This window comes from Anaerovorax odorimutans, from assembly GCF_024459955.1.
In the GTDB taxonomy this organism is placed as follows: domain Bacteria; phylum Bacillota; class Clostridia; order Peptostreptococcales; family Anaerovoracaceae; genus Hominibacterium; species Hominibacterium odorimutans_A.
Genome location: NZ_JANFXK010000234.1, coordinates 1 through 227, shown reverse-complemented (window position 1 = coordinate 227; position 227 = coordinate 1). Strand labels below are relative to the sequence as shown.

Annotated in this window: 1 pseudogene; it reads left to right on the top strand. The window is 46.7% G+C overall.

Annotated elements, in window-relative coordinates:
* Window positions 1-15 precede the first annotated feature (15 nt).
* Window positions 16-227, top strand: a pseudogene (locus NE619_RS18605) (phosphoglycerate mutase); the annotation flags it as partial.

Genomic DNA, 227 nt, shown 5'->3' with positions numbered 1-227 from the left:
GCAGTAGGCGCAGAAATGGATAATATTACGGTAGAAGGAGCAAATGGCGGACTCCATACAAATTATGGAGGAAAGGCTGAAGCTGCGGTGAAAGCGCTTACAGAGGACGGCTATGATTTTGTTTATGTACATATTGAAGCGCCGGACGAGATGGGACATCAGGGAAGTACGGATGATAAGATCAAAGCGATTGAATTGATAGACGACCTTGTGATCGGTCCTGTGGC